The organism is Chitinophaga vietnamensis (assembly GCF_902167635.1).
Taxonomy (GTDB): domain Bacteria; phylum Bacteroidota; class Bacteroidia; order Chitinophagales; family Chitinophagaceae; genus Chitinophaga; species Chitinophaga vietnamensis.
In genome coordinates this window covers 587,114-607,378 of record NZ_CABHMS010000002.1, presented here as the reverse complement: position 1 = coordinate 607,378, position 20,265 = coordinate 587,114, and the positions used below count along the sequence as shown (strand labels likewise).

Annotated in this window: 14 protein-coding genes; 6 read left to right on the top strand and 8 right to left on the bottom strand. The window is 49.7% G+C overall.

The genetic code is table 11. The features are described from left to right. Positions 1–63 precede the first annotated feature (63 nt). The 3 genes from FPG75_RS06675 to FPG75_RS06665 all read left to right on the top strand — a co-directional run bounded on the left by FPG75_RS06675 (position 64) and on the right by FPG75_RS06665 (position 3,573). Complete coding sequence (locus FPG75_RS06675; protein WP_143305990.1) at positions 64–1,401, top strand: TIGR00341 family protein; 1,338 nt, start codon at positions 64–66, stop codon at positions 1,399–1,401. A gap of 361 nt (positions 1,402–1,762) precedes the next feature. Continuing rightward, complete coding sequence (locus FPG75_RS06670) at positions 1,763–3,085, top strand: hypothetical protein (RefSeq protein WP_143305989.1); 1,323 nt, start codon at positions 1,763–1,765, stop codon at positions 3,083–3,085. A 2-nt stretch (positions 3,086–3,087) separates the two neighbouring features. Continuing rightward, complete coding sequence (locus FPG75_RS06665) at positions 3,088–3,573, top strand: hypothetical protein (RefSeq protein ID WP_143305988.1); 486 nt, start codon at positions 3,088–3,090, stop codon at positions 3,571–3,573. Positions 3,574–3,791: 218 nt separating this feature from the next. On the opposite strand, the gene FPG75_RS06660 is transcribed toward FPG75_RS06665, so the two are convergent. The 7 genes from FPG75_RS06660 to FPG75_RS06630 form a co-directional block, all read right to left on the bottom strand. Beyond that, on the bottom strand, positions 3,792–4,307 hold the full coding sequence (locus tag FPG75_RS06660; RefSeq protein ID WP_143305987.1) for a DinB family protein: 516 nt from the start codon (positions 4,305–4,307) through the stop codon (positions 3,792–3,794). A 76-nt stretch (positions 4,308–4,383) separates the two neighbouring features. After that, on the bottom strand, positions 4,384–5,586 hold the full coding sequence (locus tag FPG75_RS06655; protein ID WP_143305986.1) for a TlpA disulfide reductase family protein: 1,203 nt from the start codon (positions 5,584–5,586) through the stop codon (positions 4,384–4,386). Beyond that, on the bottom strand, positions 5,583–6,680 hold the full coding sequence (locus FPG75_RS06650; protein WP_143305985.1) for a TlpA disulfide reductase family protein: 1,098 nt from the start codon (positions 6,678–6,680) through the stop codon (positions 5,583–5,585). Before FPG75_RS06650 ends, FPG75_RS06655 begins: the two co-directional genes overlap by 4 nt. 26 nt (positions 6,681–6,706) lie before the next feature. Further along, entirely contained in the window at positions 6,707–8,110 is a 1,404-nt protein-coding gene (locus tag FPG75_RS06645; RefSeq protein WP_143305984.1) for a RagB/SusD family nutrient uptake outer membrane protein, read from the bottom strand. A gap of 20 nt (positions 8,111–8,130) precedes the next feature. Further along, on the bottom strand, positions 8,131–11,580 hold the full coding sequence (locus FPG75_RS06640; protein ID WP_143305983.1) for a TonB-dependent receptor: 3,450 nt from the start codon (positions 11,578–11,580) through the stop codon (positions 8,131–8,133). A 334-nt stretch (positions 11,581–11,914) separates the two neighbouring features. Further along, complete coding sequence (locus FPG75_RS06635) at positions 11,915–13,057, bottom strand: FecR family protein (RefSeq protein WP_143305982.1); 1,143 nt, start codon at positions 13,055–13,057, stop codon at positions 11,915–11,917. Between the two features lie 83 nt (positions 13,058–13,140). Next, a complete protein-coding gene (locus tag FPG75_RS06630) occupies positions 13,141–13,701 on the bottom strand; it encodes an RNA polymerase sigma factor (protein WP_143305981.1) in 561 nt (186 codons plus the stop codon). A 140-nt stretch (positions 13,702–13,841) separates the two neighbouring features. On the opposite strand from FPG75_RS06630, the gene FPG75_RS06625 reads away from it, so the two are divergent. Both FPG75_RS06625 and FPG75_RS06620 read left to right on the top strand, forming a co-directional pair. Further along, on the top strand, positions 13,842–15,029 hold the full coding sequence (locus FPG75_RS06625; RefSeq protein ID WP_143305980.1) for an ankyrin repeat domain-containing protein: 1,188 nt from the start codon (positions 13,842–13,844) through the stop codon (positions 15,027–15,029). Positions 15,030–15,033: 4 nt separating this feature from the next. Further along, on the top strand, positions 15,034–16,374 hold the full coding sequence (locus tag FPG75_RS06620; RefSeq protein ID WP_143305979.1) for an ankyrin repeat domain-containing protein: 1,341 nt from the start codon (positions 15,034–15,036) through the stop codon (positions 16,372–16,374). A 603-nt stretch (positions 16,375–16,977) separates the two neighbouring features. Here the strand turns inward: FPG75_RS06620 and xth are convergent. Then, positions 16,978–17,751 (bottom strand): exodeoxyribonuclease III, encoded by a 774-nt coding sequence (xth, locus tag FPG75_RS06615; RefSeq protein ID WP_143305978.1) that lies wholly within the window; start codon positions 17,749–17,751, stop codon positions 16,978–16,980. 165 nt (positions 17,752–17,916) lie between these two features. On the opposite strand from xth, the gene FPG75_RS06610 reads away from it, so the two are divergent. Further along, positions 17,917–20,076 (top strand): TonB-dependent receptor family protein, encoded by a 2,160-nt coding sequence (locus tag FPG75_RS06610; RefSeq protein ID WP_143305977.1) that lies wholly within the window; start codon positions 17,917–17,919, stop codon positions 20,074–20,076. Positions 20,077–20,265 lie beyond the last annotated feature (189 nt).

The window sequence follows — 20,265 nt, the reverse complement described above, 5'->3', positions numbered from 1 at the left end:
GAGGCCATCTGTTGAAGATGGCCTCTTTTATTCTATTTGCGCTATAATCAGTATTTTGCTGCTATGGAGCAAAAGGGAACACGTTTTTTCAGGAAAGTCAGGATCACTATCCAACGGCGCTTCAACCTCCACATGGACAAGGCCGATGAAGAAGAAGTGATCACCGCTGTCAAAAAAAATTCGGAGTTCAAGGGCGCTAACCTGTGGACGCTCATCTTCGCGATACTCATTGCCTCTATAGGTCTCAATGTCAATTCTACTGCCGTGATCATCGGCGCCATGCTCATATCCCCGCTGATGGGGCCTATCATGGGCATCGGCGTGGGAGTGGCCATCAACGATTATGAGTTGCTGAAGAAAGGCGGCCGCAACCTGCTCATCGCCACCCTGATCAGCATCGCTACCTCTGCGGGTTACTTCTGGCTTACGCCATTACATGATGCACAATCAGAATTACTTTCCCGCACCACACCATCTGTATGGGATGTGTTCATCGCTTTCATTGGCGGCCTTGCGGGTATCATTGCCGGCACGCGGAAAGAAAAGAGCAATGTGATACCCGGTGTAGCTATCGCCACCGCTTTGATGCCGCCCCTTTGTACCGCCGGTTTCGGGCTGGCCAACGGGCAACCGCTCTTCTTTCTCGGCGCCATCTATCTCTATTTTATCAACAGTGTATTCATCTGCATCAGCACTTTCCTCATCGTCCGTTTTCTTCGCTTTGGCAAAAAGCGATTTGAAGACAAGCAGTATGAAAAGAGGATATCGCGCTATGTGCTCATCATCACGCTGGTCACCATCACGCCCAGCGTGTTCCTCGCCTGGCGCATTGTAGACAAAAGCATCTTTGAAAACAATGCGCAGCGTTTTGTGAAAGAGGCATTTAATTTCCGTAATACGCAGGTGGTGAGCAAGAATTTTATTTTCCGGCCACAAGGTAAAGAGATAGACCTGCTGCTCATCGGCGCGGAACTGGAAGACTCTGTGATCAAAGCCATCAGCCAACGCCTGCCCGCCTATCACCTGCCGCATACCAAACTGGTGGTGCGCCAGGGATTGAATGCCAAACAAGAGATTGATCTGTCGCAGATCAAAGCGAGCATATTGGAAGATATTTTCCGGCAAGATAGCGGCACGTCAAAAAGCGCCGGGCCTGAAAAGCCGCTATGGCCGGACCTTTCAGACGAATTAAAAATATTGTTTCCGCCATTGTTGCATTACGGCGCATCTGATATGATATTCCATCGGCCCGACAGTACGCGCGCTGACACGGTTACCGTAGTAGTGGTAAACGTTAGCAAAAAGCCCGGCAAGGAAGAGGCGCAGAAAATGCAGCGCTGGCTCAAAGCACGGCTGCACAAGGATTCCGTGCAACTGATCCTGCAACAGGGCAAGCCCTAAGCGCGTCGCCTGCGATAGCGGAAGAAATTTCCTATAAGGGAAAAATTATTCCTTATATTTATTTTGCTCGGGCTGTATTTGAATCGAATTAAAAAAATCCAGAAGGTAATCCGCAGGTCAGCAAAGAAACTACCTCGAAAGAACTCAAAGCAAGCATTGTTTCTGAAATATTTTTTGAAATAAAAAGGAAAACGTTGAACAAGGGCGGGGTATCGACTCCGCCTTTTTAATTATTGTTTGGAGGTATATTTTTGTCGAAATTCAAATTTTACATTATTTTCATTGCATTTTCTATTTGAAGGTTGCGTTTTGACGTTTTGTGAATGTTTGTTATGATTAACCCACTAAAACCACTATTCCCATGAAGAAAAAGTTTGTTTTGTTAACCGCATCATTGTGTGTTGCCTTACTTACATTCTACGCCTGTAAAAAAGAGGGCGACCAAAGCTCCCAACCCAAAAGCCAAATTGAAGCTGCAAAACAATACTTCACGTCCGAGGTACTGCAAAAGCAACAAACAGGTGTTGAAGCGAACAGATTTTCCTTTGAACTTGAGACGGATTGGCAGAATGCAAGTGTGGAAAAATTGCAATCTTTTGAAGTTGTGACAGTTCCGTTGAAATTTAAACAAACAATTACTGTTTCAAAAGATGGAGGGAAAACGATGCAGCCGATAAATGTTCGCCCTTTTTTATCAATTTTCAAAGATAAGAAAGGAGAAATGCGTGCCGAAGTGGTTTATAAATTCCTTGATGAAAAAAGAACGGGAAAGGCATTTTCCGGCAATATACTAGTAACAGATTGGGAGGGGAATGTTAATCGAGGATATAGATATAAGGATGGCAAAGCTGGAAAATTAGACGTGTCTATTGGTTACAAATCTAACAAACTGAAAACTGAAAGAGGCATTTGTGTTACCACTGATTATTATCAAGAAGTTTACCGCGATGGCGAGATGATAGGTAGAACATACCTACGTTCAGAAACTGTTTGTAGTATAGACCAAGAATTTCCGGGTGAAGGCGGTGGAACTGGTGGAGGCAGTGAACCGGATTACAGTGGAGGCGGTGGTGGTGCTGGGGGAGCCGGCACCGGAACTGGAAACATTATATTGTACGATATTATCAATAATCTACAGTCTCCATGCTTGATTAATAGCGTTCACGCTGTGAATAACGGTGTCCTAAAGAATACTGTTTCTACGATACTCTGTAGAATTTTTGACCAGCCCGACAATTTCAACATTCGTTTTTATGAAGCAAGTCTGGCTGACTCAATCGATGGAGATACTAAGCCCTTTACGAATTCTTCTGGCACGAGTATATCTTATAATATGGACATCACATTAAATTCAAAATTAGTTACACAGTTCCACTCCTCTCAGGAGTATATAGTGGCTACTATTCTGCATGAGGTATTACACGCCTATTTTTCAGCAAAAAATTATAATCCAATAGTTGATCATAATGAAATGGGGCTTTTTTATATTGACAAAATGTCGGCGGCACTAAGGGAGATTTTCCCGTCACTATCTGACGAAGATGCTACTGCTCTCGCCTGGGGGGGAGTGCATGAATCTTACTCATGGTCGGAGTTAGTAAGGAACGCACCTCTTAAAGCAATTGACATACTTAATAAGAATAAGAGCTATAAAACTTCAGATTTAGGAACAAAATGTAATTAACTATGAAAAGATTAATTGGTACATCGCTGCTTTTCCTTGCCTTTTCGGTATGTTTCCCTTTATTTGCGCAAGAAAACAATGGTAAGGCAGAAATAACGCGAAAAATATTAAAAGAACTTAGGGCGCCGGATGATATGAGGTGTACTTCCTTCATTGGAGCGGTAGGCATCTCTATAAAAAAGGGAGCTCTTGATACCAGCTTTATTTTCTCTCCAGGTTTTCCTCAGTCCTTGCGACATGAAGTTAAAAGAGTGTTTGCTAGTTTGAATATTAGGGAGCTCACCACCAAGTATTTTGATTTACAGCCAAACGCAGACTATAATATATTGTTACCAATTGCAATTTTTCCTGATCAATATTGTCAGATAAGCATTAGTGCTAAAGATTTGGGGGAAATGCTTGCAAAGGGAGTTATTGGTGTAAAAATGAAAAACCCAGTTTATGTAATGGACGGCGTTACGGCATCTATAGGAAGGACTGTATATTAAAGTGCTGTTGCCCAAATCTATATTTGGAGGTGTAAATAAACTGTGTCAAAATAACTTTATCATTTTTTGTTCCCCATTTTTTGTTCCCCGGGTTCCACCCGGGGCTACCGAGCTCCGGCCCCTACAGGGCCGATCTCCGTTTTATTCTTGCCCACAAAAAATGATCTTCATAAATCCTTATTAATCCTGTAAAAAAATCCTGGTAATCCTTTCAATCCTTATAATCCTGAGTAAGACAAAATTCGCACCGCCGCCAAATGATGATCATCGTGCTCCGCTACGAAATATGCCAGGTCAACGATGCGCATGGGGGTGCGTAAGCGGGGATGCAGCGCGCTATGTTGCAGTTGTGTATCGGTGAGGGCCAGGAGGCGGTTCACGAAACGCTGCCGCTGTTCCCGGAAACGTTGCAGGAGGATGGCTACATCGGTATCGTTGTGATGAGCTTCGTGTGTGCGTTGGTTGGTGAGATCGGCTGCACGTAATTCAGTGAGGCCGTTTTCCAGGTCTTCCAGGCGGCCGAACCATAGTGATTCCAGATCGCCGAGGTGGCCTATTTCTTCTTTGATGGACCATCTGCCATCTGGTTTGATATTCAATATATCGGGATCGAGCTGGCTTGCGATCTCTTCTGCCCTCGCAGGCGTGCCGCTCAAACGTTCAATGATGGATGGCAAAGTGCCGTTATCATCGATCAACGGGAATTTTCTTTCGAACCATGGTGTTCTTTTCATGATCTTCCGTTATTAGTCCCGTCAATTTACATAAAAAACTCCGGGCAAGACGCCCGGAGTTGTGCATCATCATCACTCATGAACCAAAAAGAGAAGAGAACTTTTTATCCATTGCTTCATCATCTTCCCCGCCGCCGCCGTAACGGCCGATGATCACGCCTTTCGGGTCGATCAGTATTTTGGTGGGCAGGGAATGAATGCCGTAGTAGTCGCTGATATCTTCCGGGTTAGGAACGCCGGCCTGGCGCTTATTCCAGTCGAGGCCGCGCAGCACGTGTTTCCAGATACCGATACCATCCTGTTCCACGGCCTTTTTCCAGGCTTCCGGCTTGCTGTCGTCGTCAGAAACGCCGATGATCTCCAGGCCTTTGTCTTTGTATTTGGCGTATAATGATTTCAGATGTGGATTGCCTTTGCGACAGGGGCCGCACCAGCTGGCCCAGAAATCGAGCAGCACATATTTGCCTTGGAAGTCGGACAGGTGAATAGTATTACCATTGATATCCGTTTTGGTGAAGCCATGCGCTTCGCTGCCGGGAGAGCCCATCTTCAGGCCATCGAGCTCTTTTCGTATATCCATGCCATCAAGGCTCTGTTGCAGCGCCGGCGGCATTTTGGCGTAGTAGCTTTCGCCTTCCTGTAAGGGCATGCTGCTCACGCGCCAGCGCAAGAGGTTCGCAGCTACATAAGAGGCAGGATGCTGATCGATGAAGGCTTTGTCGATCTTCTCCATTTGCTCATAGTATGGTTCCATTTGCTCTTTGATTTGATCAGCCGCCTCTTTTAATTTATTCAATTCCGCTTCACTTTTCTTTGCCTTGATGGCATCGCGATATGCCTTACCGGCTTTGGAATAGGCCGCAGATAAGGGTTTGAGCTTTACCTCTACCGGTTGACGGGCTTTGTCCAGTTCATTTTGTTCCAGCTGTGAGGCAGAACCGGTGAGCTGTAGCTGATCAAAATGCGCGTTCTCTCCTTTCAGCGTCATCACCGCAGGTTCAATGAATACGGTGAGCATCTCCCCTTCTCCGTACATCGCTTTTTGCTTATCTACGTATAGCCTTGCCTGTGTGGGCTGTGAGAGCGTTCCTTTGAAGATAAATTTTCCATTATTCACTGCGGCGCTATCGGTGCGGTAGTTCATGCTGCCTGTCGGATAGCTCATGTAAATAAATTTGCTGTTCAGGCCTTTGATGTTTCCGTTGATGGTAAACGGCTGCTGCGCCATCAGGGATGATGACAACAGCAGGGCCGCTACATTAAACGCATGGATTTTCATATAGCTGGTTTTTGATTGTTTAAGATAGATGCGAGTTTTTCCTGCAATTTGGCGCCGCGTAATTCTTTAGCGATGATGATACCATCAGGATCGATGAGGAAAGAGAATGGGATGGCCTGAATGCCGTATTCATGGGCCACTTCATTGCGCCAGCCTTTGAGGTCCGACAGCTGTATCCAGGGCATGCCATCCTGCGCGATGGCTGCTTTCCATTTGTCGGCATTGTCGTCCAGCGATACGCCTACCACGATGAAGTTCTTATCCTTGAAAGTATTATAGGCTTTCAACACGTTCGGATTTTCGGCGCGGCAAGGGCCGCACCAGCTGGCCCAGAAATCGAGCAGCACATATTTGCCTTTGAAGTCGGAGAATTTCACCGGCTTGCCATTCACATCATTTTGTGTGAAGTTGATCACCGGCTGCCCGATAGCGCTGCGTTTCAGCACTTCGAGGCGGCTGCCCACCCTTTTACCGGTGGCGCTTTGTTGTATCGCAGGCGACAGGGATTTATACAGGCTATCCAGTGGTGCGTACTCGCCCATCACGGCCATATCAGATAGCATGTTCACGCTCAGCGGACTTTCGGGATGCGAGCGGATGTAAGCCGCGGCACGTTCATGACGCTGTTCGCGCAAGGCCTCCAGTTTGCCTTCCATGGCGGATTTGGCGCTGTCGGTCTTTCTTAATTCATCATAGTGCGCATAGATCGAATCTTCCTGGTTCGTCACATCTTTGATGGCATTCGTATAGGCTTTGTGTTCATCCTGTATCGCGGAACCGGTGATCTGCAATTGTTCGATGGAGTCGATATTGCCTTTGATCTTTACCGCGTCATCGCCCATATATAATTCAATGTAGCGGGAAGAGGTACCGATATAAATTTTCTGCGGTTCTCCGATCTGGCCGGTCCAGGTGAAGTGGCCATTGGTAACGCGTGCAGAATCTGTTCTGGCGGAATCGGCTACTGGCACCATGATGTGCACAATGGAATCTTTCAATCCCGCGATATCCGCGGTGATGCTGGCCTGCCCGCTGCCGCCTGTTTTACAGGCAGCGGCGGCGAGGAGGCCGAGACATACGAATGATCTTTTCATAAATATTATTGTTTGAGAGATGAAGATTATTGTTGGTAGCCTCTGTTCTGCGGCCCGAAGGCAGGGTTCTGGATAAACTCGTCATGCGGTACCGGAAAGATGTACCTGATCTTGTCGTTGATCTCCGGCTTCAGCTGTTGTACAGTCGGGAAAGGCAGGCGGAGCAAGGCCATCCACTCCTGTCCGTCTTCTCCCACCAAACTTTTCGAAATCTCGTAATAGATTTGCAAGAGCAGCTGATCAGCCGTGCCGGCATTGTCGATGGCGGAGAAATCGGTTACACCGGCATGTTTCATCACTTCTTTCACAAGGCTTTTAGCATCGGTCAAGCTGCCGCCGCTACGCACGGTGGCTTCGGCTTTGAGGAGGTATACCTCTGTGAGCCGGAATGCATAGGCAGTTTCGGATATCTTGGTAGCCTTGGCGCCTTCGGGAATATATTTAAGAAAATAGTAAGTACCGGGCGTACTGTTGTTGGCGCTGCCTATCAGCCAGCTTTGGCGCGGATCTCCTTGCAGCAGGTCTTTCAGCTTTTGCTTGGCCACATACAGCGATGAGGCGCCGGGATAATACTGCGAGCTGAGATTATAATAGTAGGACTCCTGATTTTGTTGCGGCTGGATGCCCAATATCACTTCTTTGCTGTTGATACCTTTGAGGTAAAAGATATCTTTCACATTTGCTTCCAGCTGGTAGGGGCCATCCTGTATGATGCTGCCGGCGAGGGTAACGGCCTGGGCATAGTCGCCGTGGCTCATGAGGATACGCAGTTTCAGCGCCATAGCGGCCCATTTGCTGGCATAATAACCCGGCTGTGTGGCGGCGGCATTGGCTACGGCATAGTCGATATCCTGCATAATGAGATCATAGCTTTCTTTCACCGTGCTGCGTTTCTTCATGATGTTGGACAAGGTCACAAAATCGGTGCGGAGCAGGGCGCCGTAAGCACTGCTGGTATCGTACCATTCGCCATAATAACTGAGCAGTTTAAAATGACCGTAAGCGCGCAGAAAACGTGCTTCTGCCAATATCTCCTTTTTGCGGTTATCGGTAAAGTCCTGATCCGGCAAGGCTTCTACGCCTTTGATCACGCCATTGGCGGCATTGACGAGGTTATAACATTCCGACCACGGGCCGCCAACATATTGGGAGTTGGCGTAGTCATTGTCCTCTGCGTTATCCTGCCCATAACCATAGCCCAGGTAACCATCGCACATGCCGGGCAGCACTTCATGATCGCGCCAGATGGTGGTATTGCTGTTGGCGTTCACGTTGGCAAAACGGTAGTACGCGCCATTGAGCGCGATCTGCGAGGTGCGCTGATCGATGATGGTATTGCCATCTACTTTGGCATTTTCCGGCAGTTTGCCCAGGTCTTTCTTGCAGGAGATGGCCGTCAGTAAAAGGCTATATAGGAATATCTTCTTCATGATAAATTTCTTTTTAGATGTTAAAAACCGAAACGGACGCCCATGCTATACTGCCTGATAGTTGGGTAGGTGGCTACGTCGCTGCTGCTGTTGATCAGGCTATACGGGTTGTTCGTCACTTCCGGATCAGGGCCCGGGTAATGCGTGATGGTGAACAGGTTGGTGGCCGATACATATACGGCGGCATCGCGTATACGTAAGCGTGTAGCCGTTGCCGTTGGCAGCGTATAGGTAAGCGTTATCGATTTCAGTTTCACGTAAGAAGCATCGAATACATCGTTGCTGGCGGTGTAGTAATAGCTGTTCTGTCCGAGCATGAGGCGTGGCCGGTCGCTGCCGGGATTATCGGGCGTCCAGTGGTCGAGGATGCGCACGCCTTTGTTGGTACGGCCGGAAACGTACTGGTTCTGCACATCTGCGAGGTATAGCATCTGGCCGCCGTAGGAGAAGGTGAGCAAGGTGGTAAGACTGAAATTCTTCCAGTTGAAAGTATTCGTAAAACCGCCGTAAAACTTAGCTTCAGCATGGCCGATCACATCCTGGCCAAAATAACCGGTGCTGTCGAGCTTGTACATCGGGTCGCCGATACCGAGGTAGCGTGCGAAGTATTGCGCGTAAGTAAAATCTTTCTTGTAAGCTTCCAGTTCTTTCTGCGTGCGGATAATGCCGGTGAACGTTTTGCCGTAGATCAGCCCCAGTGGCTCGTTTTTGCGTACGATGCTGTTACCGAGATTATATTGCGCATCGGACGGATTATCGGAAGGATTGGTGAAGTCGTTCGTAATATCCTTTACCAGCGAGCGGTTGCCGGAGATATTGATGGCGCTGGTCCACTGGAAATTTTTGGTACGTATGATATCGCCGCGCACATCTATTTCCAGGCCACGGTTGCGGATGGTAGCGAGATTGGAGATCACGCTGCCATAGGAAGAGCTGGGCGGCAGGCTGGTGGTGAGCAAGAGGCCGGTGGTCAGTTTCTCGTAATAGCCGATCACGCCGCGGATGCGGGAATTGAGCAAGGCGAAATCCAGTCCCAGGTCTTTTTGCAGGGTGGATTCCCATTTGATCTTATCATTGCCCAATTGCGTAGGTACGAGCGCGTTATTACTGGCATAAGAGCCAGGTGTATAGAGCGTGTAGAAGAGATTATCGCCAATATTTTGCGTACCGGTATAGCCTGCGCTGGCGCGCAGTTTCAGCTCATTCACCCATTTCGCTTTCTTCATAAAATTTTCTTCCGAGATACGCCAGGCGATACCGCCCGAAGGGAAATACCCTACCCTGTTATGCGCCGGGAATTTGGAAGAAGCATCCGAACGGCCGGTGAAGGTGAAGAGATATTTTTCGTTCAGGGCGTAGTTGGCGCGCAGGTAGAAGCTGAGCAGGGAGTTTTGTCCTGATAAACCGGTAGAAGGCAGGGTGATGGCGGCAGATGACAGGTTGTTGAGATATTTATCATCCGGGAATCCTTGTCCGCTCGCGGAGAACGAACTGAAACGGAACTTCTGCCAGGAAGTACCACCTACTACGTTGATGCGGTGGTGTTCATTGAATTGCTTATCCCAGGTGAGGGTATTTTCATAAAAAGTGTTCACCTCTTCAGACTGGCTCTGGGAGCCCGTTCCGCCGTTGGAGCTGCCTACGCCGTTGGGCGATGCGATCACGGCGGTGCTGGGCACATAGTTGAGCTGGTGGTAGTTGTTATAGTTTACAGATACTACGCTCCTGAATTTCAGAGCATGCAGGATGTCGTATTCCAGGGCGAGGGAACCTAGCAGAGAAGCGGTTTTCCCTTCATTGATGCCATTGAGCAATGCGAGCGGGTTCTGGTAACCTTCATAATTATAACCACCGAGATCGGAGGCAAGGAACTGCCTTACGCTGCCATCGGGATTACGGGCGGGCAGTGTGGGCGGCGCATACATGGCCTGCGCATACACGCCGTTGGTGATATTGTTTTTGGTGAAGCCGTAATCGAGGTTGTTGATCACCCGTAAGCGGCTGGTGATGTCATTGTCCAGGCTGATCTTACCGGAGATGCGGCTGAAATCTGTGCCTTTGACCGCGCCTTGTTCTTTCATATAGGCGACAGAGGTATAGTAGCGGGAGCCGCTGCCACCGCCGCGTACGGAGATATCTGCATTTTGCGTTACGCCGGTGCGCAAGACTTCGTGTAGCCAGTTGGTATTGGCATCGCCGAGGAAATGCGGATCGTTGAGGATGCTGGTAGCAGTGGGATTGGGACCTTGGCCGGCAGCGGCGCGCGCATCGTTCAGGTTTTTGGCGGCTTCTTTCATTACCGCGCGGTATTGATCGGCGTTGAGAAGTTTTTCTGCTATCGCCCGACTGAAGCTCGTGTAATAGTTGGCTTCCAGTACAGGTTTCTGATTGAGTTTTCCTTTTTTGGTGGTGATGATGATGACGCCGTTAGCGGCCTTGGAGCCGTAGATGGCGGTGGCGGAAGCATCTTTGAGGATATCGATAGATTCGATATCGTTGATATTAAGGCCGGCGAGGCTGTTGAGGCCTCTGGCGAAAGAGCCGCCCACGGAGGAGTTGGGGTCATCGCTGCCGAAGCGTTCTACCGGGTTCACTACTTCTGCCTGGTTCTGGATGTATCTGTTCTGGATAGTCACCTGTATGCCATCGATGATGTAGAGCGGGTCGTTGCCACCGAGCAGGGAGGTGCCGCCGCGGATGCGGATTTTGGCTACGCCGCCGGGCGATCCGTCGGCCTGCGTTACCTGTACGCCTGCGGCCTTGCCGGCGAGGGCCTGGTCGATGCTGGCGAAGGGCACATTCTTCACTTCATTGGGATCTACAGAGGCCACGGAGCCGGTGAGGTCTTTACGTTTGGTGCTGCCGTAGCCTACCACCACGTATTGATCCAGTTCGCCCACTTTGTTTTTAAGGATCACTTGTATGTTGACGCGGCCATTGGTGCTGATGGTCTGACTTTCGAAGCCTACGCTGGTGATCACCAGTACGATATTATCGCCTGTTTCTTTGAGGATGAAATGCCCGTCCTTATCGGTGATGGCGGCTTTGCGGCTGCCTTTCACCTGGATGGAGATGCCGGGCAGCGGGTTACCTTTTTCATCGGTGACGGTGCCGTTGATATCTGCCGGTGGCGCAGCGGCGGCATTGGCCGTCACTTCCTGGGCGGCGGCAGCTACTGGTTGTCGGGAGATGACCACCGTATTGCCCTGGATGGAATAGAGCAGCGGCTTTTCGCGCAGGAGCTGTTTCAGGGCATCTTTCAGCGGTACATCGTTCAGCTGTACCGACACGGGACTGACCTCTTTGAGGTCTTGCGTGCGATAGAAAAAGACATAGCCTGTTTGCTCCTTGATCAGGCTGAACACTTGTTGCAAGGGCATGTTCCTGCAAGATAGCGTGACATGTTGCGATACACCTCTGGCACTGATGTGTAATGCGAAGACAGTCAGGAGAATCGTTGTGAGCTTCATGATCCGACAGATTTTGGTTGCCTGCGCAGGGAGTTGGTGGTTGGTTACACTGGCGGCTGCAGACGATTTCCCTGCACGCAGCCACCCGCTGCAATACGATTTTAATTGCATACATTTGTATGGTTTGGTTGACGATCCTCTTTGCTACGGGTTCACTGCCCGTGCAAGAGCTTTTCCTGAAAAGGTTAACCGAAACAAAACCTGGTGCAGACGCCAATCTTACCACCAGGTTTTTTTTATGGATGACATAGCTCCGCCGGCCCTACCGGACTATCGGCCCTACCGGGGCTGATCGCAGCGGAGTGCATGTTTTGCTATGTGTTGGTGTATTTTTTTAAGGTACTACCGTAATATCTCTTCCCCCGTTCGTAATTCGTATATGTATTCGCGTTGCCTCCAATAAGGCGGCTACTTGTTCCAGTGTCAATGATCTGCCGATTTCGCCGGAGAAATCCCCATCGGGGATCTTGCCTTCATAATGCACTTTCACATCATACCAGCGTGCCAGCTGCCGCATAATGGCGGGCACGTCGGCATCTTTGAAGGAGAAGTAGCCATTCTTCCAGGCCGTGATGGCGGCGATGTCTGCATGTTTCACCAGTTCCATGTGTGTGCCGGTTACGCGCATCTGCTGCCCTGGCAGGATGTGCTGCGCCTGGTCGCCCACCCGGATGCCGACGGCGCCTTCCAGCAAGGTGGTGTTGATGCTGCTTTCATCTTCATAGGCATTCACGTTGAAATGTGTGCCGAGCACCAGTACATCCATGTTCATAGCTTGCACGATGAACGGCTGTTGCGCGCTGGCGGCCACTTCGAAGTAGGCTTCGCCGGTGATGCTCACTTTCCTTTCCTTGCCGGTGAAGGCGGTGGGATAAGTGATGGAGGATGCTGCGTTAAGCCAAACGCCGGAACCATCTGGCAGCACTACTTTAAACTGCCCGCCCCTGGGCGTTCTCAGCGTATTATAACGCAGAGGGGCATTCGTATTTTCCGGCTTGCCTGGTTGATAAGCCAGGCTGCCGGCTGCCTGTACCACGGTGGCGTTGCCCTGCTGCGATAACACGCCCTGGCCGGTACTGTCGAGCTGTAGTTGTGTGCCATCATCCAGCACCAGTACGGCTTTGTTGCCCGGCTTTGCCTGTGCTACTGTTTTAAATTCCTGTTGTATACCGGCGCTATGCCACAGGAACCAGGCCCCTGCTACCATTGCCAGCAGTATAGCGGCGGCGGCCCAGGTACTGCGCCTTCGCAGGAAATGAACTTTCGTTACCGGCGCGGTGCCGGTAGCCTGCTGCAAACGCTGCAGCATACGGGCTTCCAGCGTAGCCTCCGACTCCTCCTCTGCCGCAGTGATATGCACCATCAACTCCGATTCGTCGTAGGCATTATACCATCGCAGCAGCGCTGCTTTCTCAGCTTCGCTGGCGGCGCCGGACAAATACTTCCGTGCCAGAACAGACAATTCATTCATTTCCATACGTGCGGGCAGATTTACAGGTGGTAATAATAATATAGTACCGGCAAGGGCCTTCGCCCCTACCTCTCTCTAAAAAAATTTTTTCAGGGGAGCACAGAAAAGAAATGCAGGTAGTGCTTCAATTGCATGCGGAGCCGCTGCAATGCTTTGGTGATATGCTTTTCCACGGCCTTCTCGGATATCTGCAATTGCTGCGATATCTCTTTGTTAGACCATCCTTTGTTACGGCTGTAGTCAAATACGAGTCGGCATTTTTCGGGCAGACGCTGTAATTGTTCCTGCATCGACTGCTGCAGGAAGCGTAGTTCGGCCTGATCATCGGTAGTACCATGCAGGGATTCGGGCAACTCGTCCGCGGCGATAGTAGCCTGCATTTTTTCCAGCTGCCGGAAAGTAGCATAGCGGGTAGCCACGGCGAGATAGGCGCCCAGCGAGTCGATCACCGTGTGCATGCGGCGTTGCCAGAGGCCAGACAATACATCCTGCACTACATCTTCCGCCAGCTCGCGCGCATGCAAACGATGCAACGCCAGCGTGAACAGCCGCTTCCAATAACGGTAATAGATCTCCGTGAAGGCCCTGTGATCATCCTGCCGGATCAGCGCCACCAGCTCATCATCACTGTAATGCTTGTAATCAGACATCAACTTAATTGGTTGGCTGTTGACGAATGTACAACAAGTTTTGTACTCTTCATAGCGCTGCTCCTTCCTGATACATTACTTTGCTTGTATGGATTTTATGCCCTAGATTTGAGCCCGTAACCCAACACACCTCTTTTTTTATGACTGATGTGAATACACTGGCAGACGCCCTCAAGAGAGGCCTGCTGGCAGATGCAAAGCAACGGATAGACCAAGGCGAAAAACTTCCGAAAGACCTCCCCTCCTACGACAGAAGGTATATCTACGACCAGCTCATGCAGGCCAAAGCCTTTGATGTAGTAGATGCATTGGTGAAAAGCCGCGGCATCGAAACCGATCTTTATGAATACGAAAAACTCGACGGCTCCATCTTCGAAAGCATCTTCCGCTTTCTCCGTGATGATCCTGCCGATCTTGAATTTCTCTCTTCCTTCCTCAAAAAGATCGACAATATCAATGACGCGGTTAACGACAAAACCTTACTGGAACTGGCATTCAACAGTTCTGTGCCGGTAGCGCAGATTGAAGCGCTGGCGGATGCAGGGGCTGATCTTCATTATAAAAATAATTATGAAGAGAATTACCTGTACAAGATCATACAGGAATATGGCATCAAGGAAGACACCGGCGTACAATACCTGGAATACCTGATCGGACAAGGTCTGGACCCCAATGCCGGCAACATCGTACGCGAAACGCCGCTGCACCTCGCCGTGGGCAAGAACAAACAGCAATATGTAGACCTGCTCCTGCAAAATGGCGCCGACCCTAATCTCCCCGGCAAAGACGGCGAAACAGTATTCTACTATGCCGTAGTACACCAGGGCAATACCGCCGTATATGAAAAGCTCGCGCAACACGTCTCCCCCGATTTTGATATCACCAACAAAAACGGCGAAACGCTGCTCTGCGGCGCGCTGCGCGTGCATAACCGCGCATCGGAATCGAACATAAAACTCATCAAGGCCCTGCTCCGCGATGGCGCTGATATCTATCAAACCTCGCCCTACTATAGCGTAGACAAAGCCGCCCTCGACTGGGTGGCCGAACAACCCGCCGATATGCTGGAAGCCGTGCTGGACGCCGGCGTAGTGGACATCCACCGCCGCGACAACCAAGGCAATACCCTCCTGCATAAAGTATGCGCCTACAACGTTAACTACGACCAGGAAGCGGCCAGACAAATATACCGCAAGGTGAAACTGCTGATCGACAAAGGCGCCGACGCGAACGTCACCAACGACCAGGACCAAAGCCCGATGGACCTCGCCGCGCAAGACAACCTCAAATCAAAGACCGTTGAGTTATTATTAAAACATAAAGCATAGTACCATGTCCATGTCATTTATTGTTGCCTGTGAAAGCGGCAAAAGAAAGATCGCCGAGATACTCCTGGCCAATAACGAAGTAGATGTAAAATATACCGACGAGAAAGGCAGGACCGCACTACACTATGCTGCGCACCATGGCTACCTCGATCTCGTGAAACTATTACTGGACGCTGGCTCCGACCTGGACTATGAAGATCATAACGGTGAAACGCCCTTCTATTTTGCCTGCCTGCAGAAACAGAAACAAACCGCCCTCTTCCTCCTGGAACGTGGCGCCAGAACAGATATCAACGACCTGCAAGGTAACAGTCTCCTCCACCTCACCGCCCGCACCGGCCAGAAAGAAGTGATGGAAGCATTGCTGCAACAAGGCCTTAACGTAGACCTGGAAAACAACCAGGCCGAAACACCTCTGTTCATCGCTGCTGCATGGCGCAACAAAGACATCGCTCAACTGCTGATCGACAATGGCGCCAACGTGAATACCACCAACAAATCCGGTGACAGTCCGCTGATCGTGGCCGTACGCGCCAAGAACCCGGCCATGGCCAGCACCCTGCTCAACAATGGCGCCGACGTAAACCATACCAATCATGCCGGCGAGTCTTCCCTGCTCATCGCCTGCTATGATACCAACCGCGCGCTCACCAACCTCCTCGTAGAACACGGCGCCGATGTGCTGGTGACCTCCAAAGAAGGCCTGTCGCCCATCTGGTACGCCTGCGCCAACAATCAGAAAGAGATCGTAGCCATGTTCCTCGACAAAGGCATTGATGTGAATTTCAGTCAGCCGCTATCTCAAGACACCGTAAGCATGAACAGCTACCTCGACTGGGTAGAAAGCGCCAACAGCCTTTCTATTAGCAGCTCCTTCAGCTTCAACCACAGCTATAGCTATGGCGGTGAAAGCATGTTGCACGTAGCCGCCAAAAACGGCCACCTCAGCATGGTAAAGCTACTGCTGGAACGCGGCGCCAACATCAACATACAAGATGAATCCGGCAACACCGCATTACACTATGCCGCCTCCGGCGGCAAAAAAGATATCGTGAAATACCTGCTGGAACAACAAGCAGATGTATCCGTTGTCAATACCAAAGAACAGAAAGCGATCGACTACGCCTCCATCAAAGGCTATAACGAAATCGCCGCTTTGCTGCTCAGCTATCACTCCCCGGCAGCTAAAACCGGCCCACAACCCGCGCCCATAGTAGAAACACCAGGTAATGGTGTTACAGATAAAAAGAAAGCGCTAATGGATCTGAAAGAATTGCTGGATGCAGGGATATTAACGCAAGCGGAATTTGATGCGGAGAAAGGGAAGATATTGAATGCACGGTGAGACCGTGCATTCGATATCTATTTTTTCGGAAGATTATCTTTGAGCCATGCGGTGTCTAGTGATTTAGTCGTATAATTCCAAATGAGCTCCCTATCATTAGCGAGTCGCCGCTTGACCATTATATTTCCATCGTCATCTATTTGATAAGACTCCTGATAGTAGTTCAGTACTTGCGGAAGGAACTTTCGAATACTATCATTTGGCTTTATCTCATAGAAACCGATTGTGGTATTAAAGTCGAGGGGCCTTAGTTTTACGTAGCTATTATTATAGCGTTGATAAAAAATCCATATAGATATCGCCCCTAAAAAAGTGACAATTACAAACCACCGATATTTATTTAGAAAATACATTGATTGAATTTTGTTTAGCTAAAAGAATTTCAAATCTGGTTATTTAACCTTCCAATTAAAATCTATATCGTCCGACCAAAACAAGCTGACGAATTTATATTGTTCTTAATGAATATCTCGAAGGCTATTTCAAATAATGCTTTTTTGTATAAAAAAAGATAAATAAATATCAGAGTAAGATTTAAATATGGGATATCAGGCTTTCAGTATTACCCCTCACAAACCCTTCTTAGCCTCTCAACAAAAATATCTACCCTTTCAACTCAATCCACACCGGCGCATGATCACTCGACTTTTCCCATCCACGTACAAACCGGTCCACGCCGGCAGCGGTAAGACGCTTGTCCAGCCCGGGGCTGAGCAGGAAATGATCGATACGCAAACCGGCATCGCGGCCATAGGCATTGCGGAAATAATCCCAGAAGGTATAGATCTTTTCGGTGGGATAGAATTGACGGATGGCGTCTGTCCAGCCCTGGGCAAGCAGTTGCTGGAAGGCCTCGCGCACTTCCGGGCGGAAGAGCGCATCATCTACCCATTTCTCGGGTTTATATACGTCGTTGTTGGTAGGGATGATATTGTAATCGCCGGTGAGCACTACAGGCGTGGGAGAAGTGATCAGCTCTTTTGCATGCGCGGTAAAACGTTTGAGCCAGCCGAGCTTGTAGTCGAACTTGGGTCCTGGCGCAGGATTGCCATTAGGCAGGTACAGACAGCCTACGATCATGCCATCAATATCGGCTTCGATATAGCGGCTATGCGTATCTTCTTCATCGCCGGGCAACACGCGCCGCCGCTCCTGCGGCAGGCCGCTCTTGGCGAGGATCGCCACGCCATTCCAGCTTTTCTGCCCATGCCATAAGGGATGATAACCGGCATCGCGGATCGCCTGCTCCGGGAATTTCTCCTGCGGCGCCTTCAGCTCTTGCAGACATACCACATCAGGCGAGGCTTGCTCCAGCCATTGTAACAAAACGGGCAAATGGCCATTCACACCATTCACATTGTAGGTCGCTATCTTCATGGATCGGCGCTATTTTTTCTTTAAGGTAAGAAAAAATCATTTTTTAAGCTGAATTTAAGCGCATTCTAATACTGGCGGCCTTTTTTCCCGATCGCGTATTTCTTTTTCCGCTTTTGATCATTGGCGCCTGCAACGACTTGCGAATTTTGCAACACAATTGACATTATGAGCAAATCATTATCGTGGCTGCCCTTTGTATTGCTGCCACTGGCTGCAGGCGCACAGCGTCATGCCGATTCAACCAGGGTCCGTTATCTGAAAGATGTAAATATCCGCGGCATCCGCACCGTACGCGGAACAGGCCACCTGCCTGAAGAAAAAGACGGTATCATCTATTCCGGAAAAAAGAATGAAGTAGTGGTGATCGACAGTCTGGATGCCAACAAAGCCATCAACAATACCCGCCAGATATTAGGACGCATCCCCGGCCTCAACATCGTGGAAACCGAAACCGGTGGCTTCACCGCCAACGGCATCGCTACGCGCGGCCTCAATCCTACACAGAGCATCGAGATGAACACCCGCCAGAATGGCTACAATATCAGCTCGGATATCTATGGCTACAATGAAGCCTACTACATCCCTCCCATGGAAGCCGTGAGCCGTGTGGAGATGGTGAGAGGCGCCGCCTCCCTGCAATTCGGACCACAGTTCGGCGGACTGGTCAACTACGTAATCAACGAACCACCGAAAAACAAACCTTTCGAATTTTATACTTCCGAAACTGCCGGCAGCTTCGGCCTCTTCAATACTTTCAACTCCATCGGCGGCACCATTAACAAATGGAGCTACTACGGCTTCCTGCAATACCGCACCTTGCAGGGTTACCGCCCAAACAGCCAGCAGTGGCAGCTTTCAGGCTATGGAAAAGTACAATATGCTCCTTCTGAAAAACTGAAAATAGGCGTAGAATATTCCCTGCTGCGCAACAGGATCAAAATGCCGGGAGGCCTTAACGACAGCATGTTCAACGCTGATCCGAAATCCTCTTTCCGCGCCCGCAACTGGCTCAAAAGCCCGTGGAATGTGCTTGCGGCAACGATCGATTATCATCTCTCCCCTTCCACTTCTCTCAACATCAAATCGGTATACCTGTTCAGCAACCGCGCGCTGGTATGGCGTAATGAAGATGGCGGCCCCGGCGCACTGGACACCATCGATCCGGCTACCGGCCACTATATCCCCAGAGAAGTGCAGAATGAAAATATGCACAACACCACTACGGAAGTCCGCCTGCTGCATCACTACTCCTTCGGCGCCCTTGCCGGCGGCCTGCGCTACAGCTATGCCTGGTTCAAACGGCAAGGCGGCGGCGAAGGCAGCACCGGCAGCGATTTCGACCTAAGCATCACAGGCGACTACGAATATGATCTCGACTTCACCACCACGAATATTGCGCCCTTTATCGAAAACACTTTTCATATCGGCAGCGCGCTGTCTATCACGCCCGGCTTCCGACTGGAATACCTGAGCAGCACCGCCAAAGGTTATATCACCGACAGCGCCCGCGTATATACCGACGACCGTAAAAGCCGCACCATACCACTGTTCGGCATCGGCGCAGAATACAAGACCAGCGAGTATACCAACGTCTACGCCAACATCAGCCAGGCATACCGCCCCGTGGATTATGCCCAGCTCACGCCCATCGGCATCACATCCAAAATAGACCCTCATATGAAAGATGCCGCAGGATTCAATGCCGACCTGGGTTACAGAGGCACCGTTGCCAACTACCTCAATTTCGATATCGGCCTGTTCTATCTTGCTTATAACAACCGGATCGGTACGGTATTGATCACCGATAAAAACCAGCAACAATATACTTATCGTACAAACGTCGCTAACAGCGTACATAAAGGACTGGAAAGCTACGCAGAATTTAATTTATTAAAATTCCTGCATCCCGGCAGCAGAAAGGGTTTCAGCATCTTCGACGCCTTCGGCTACACCGACGCAAAATACACTTCCGGCGCCTTCAAAGGCAATCGTGTTGAAGCTGCCGCCACCTACATCCATCGCATAGGGCTCATCTACAACGACACCCACTTCTCCGCCACCTGCCAGATGAGCAACGTAGGAGACGCCTACGGCGACGCCACCAATGCCCGCTTCAGCGAAGACCCCGTAGCCGGATACATCCCCGCCTACACCGTATTCGATATCAGCGCCACCTACAAATTCAAACGCTATGCCCTCAAAGCAGGCGTCAACAATCTTGGCAACAAAGCCTATTTCACCAGAAGAACCGACGAATACCCCGGCCCAGGCATCATTCCAGCTGATGGCAGGAGTTTTTATATAGGTATCTCGGGAAGGTTTTAAACACGCGGAGGTTGTCTTTGCTCAGGATTATAATGATTGAAAGGATTACCAGGATTTTTTTACAGGATTGATAAGGATTAAAAAAAGATTCGCGAAGATCAGTTCGAATTGATCTTCGCGAATCTTTTTTTAATCCTTATCAATCCTGTAAAAAAATCCTGGTAATCCTTTCAATCATTATAATCCTGA

What these genes read in the sequence shown, in the direction of transcription:
- FPG75_RS06675 (WP_143305990.1), top strand. Translation starts at nt 64, where the DNA reads ATGGAGCAAAAGGGAACACGTTTTTTCAGGAAAGTCAGGATCACTATC.
- FPG75_RS06670 (WP_143305989.1), top strand. Translation starts at nt 1,763, where the DNA reads ATGAAGAAAAAGTTTGTTTTGTTAACCGCATCATTGTGTGTTGCCTTA.
- FPG75_RS06665 (WP_143305988.1), top strand. Translation starts at nt 3,088, where the DNA reads ATGAAAAGATTAATTGGTACATCGCTGCTTTTCCTTGCCTTTTCGGTA.
- FPG75_RS06660 (WP_143305987.1), bottom strand. Translation starts at nt 4,307, where the DNA reads ATGAAAAGAACACCATGGTTCGAAAGAAAATTCCCGTTGATCGATGAT.
- FPG75_RS06655 (WP_143305986.1), bottom strand. Translation starts at nt 5,586, where the DNA reads ATGAAAATCCATGCGTTTAATGTAGCGGCCCTGCTGTTGTCATCATCC.
- FPG75_RS06650 (WP_143305985.1), bottom strand. Translation starts at nt 6,680, where the DNA reads ATGAAAAGATCATTCGTATGTCTCGGCCTCCTCGCCGCCGCTGCCTGT.
- FPG75_RS06645 (WP_143305984.1), bottom strand. Translation starts at nt 8,110, where the DNA reads ATGAAGAAGATATTCCTATATAGCCTTTTACTGACGGCCATCTCCTGC.
- FPG75_RS06640 (WP_143305983.1), bottom strand. Translation starts at nt 11,580, where the DNA reads ATGAAGCTCACAACGATTCTCCTGACTGTCTTCGCATTACACATCAGT.
- FPG75_RS06635 (WP_143305982.1), bottom strand. Translation starts at nt 13,057, where the DNA reads ATGGAAATGAATGAATTGTCTGTTCTGGCACGGAAGTATTTGTCCGGC.
- FPG75_RS06630 (WP_143305981.1), bottom strand. Translation starts at nt 13,701, where the DNA reads ATGTCTGATTACAAGCATTACAGTGATGATGAGCTGGTGGCGCTGATC.
- FPG75_RS06625 (WP_143305980.1), top strand. Translation starts at nt 13,842, where the DNA reads ATGACTGATGTGAATACACTGGCAGACGCCCTCAAGAGAGGCCTGCTG.
- FPG75_RS06620 (WP_143305979.1), top strand. Translation starts at nt 15,034, where the DNA reads ATGTCCATGTCATTTATTGTTGCCTGTGAAAGCGGCAAAAGAAAGATC.
- xth (WP_143305978.1), bottom strand. Translation starts at nt 17,751, where the DNA reads ATGAAGATAGCGACCTACAATGTGAATGGTGTGAATGGCCATTTGCCC.
- FPG75_RS06610 (WP_143305977.1), top strand. Translation starts at nt 17,917, where the DNA reads ATGAGCAAATCATTATCGTGGCTGCCCTTTGTATTGCTGCCACTGGCT.